General features: G+C 34.3%; 1 protein-coding gene. It reads right to left on the reverse strand.

What is annotated here, in order from left to right:
* Positions 1-338, reverse strand: a 338-nt coding sequence (locus COD11_RS27825) for a DUF4158 domain-containing protein (RefSeq protein WP_255301712.1), incomplete at both ends; no start/stop codon positions are given.

Raw genomic sequence — 338 nt, forward strand, 5'->3', positions numbered from 1 at the left:
GAAGTAATGACCTCTTCCAGCTTTTCTTTTTGCTTTTTTGTTAGAGATTGATTAACCATATTAAATAGCTTCTTTTCAGCCATTGCCCTTGCCTCCCACACCATTCTCTCAAGTGTGGTGAAAGCAGGTAATATGATTTTATTTCTTCTTAGAAAATCTATGCATTCATGTAGTAAATGTATGGCATCACCATTTTCCAAAGCTACTTGATGAAGATGCTTAAATGTCATTCGATATTCTTTTAGGGTAAAAGTTACAAAGTCGTATTCACTTCGAATTTCTTTCAAATGATCCCAAAGTGTATTTTCTCTTTGAGGATAAAGACTAATCGTGGATGG

The organism is Bacillus sp. AFS040349 (assembly GCF_002577655.1).
In the GTDB taxonomy this organism is placed as follows: domain Bacteria; phylum Bacillota; class Bacilli; order Bacillales; family Bacillaceae; genus Metabacillus.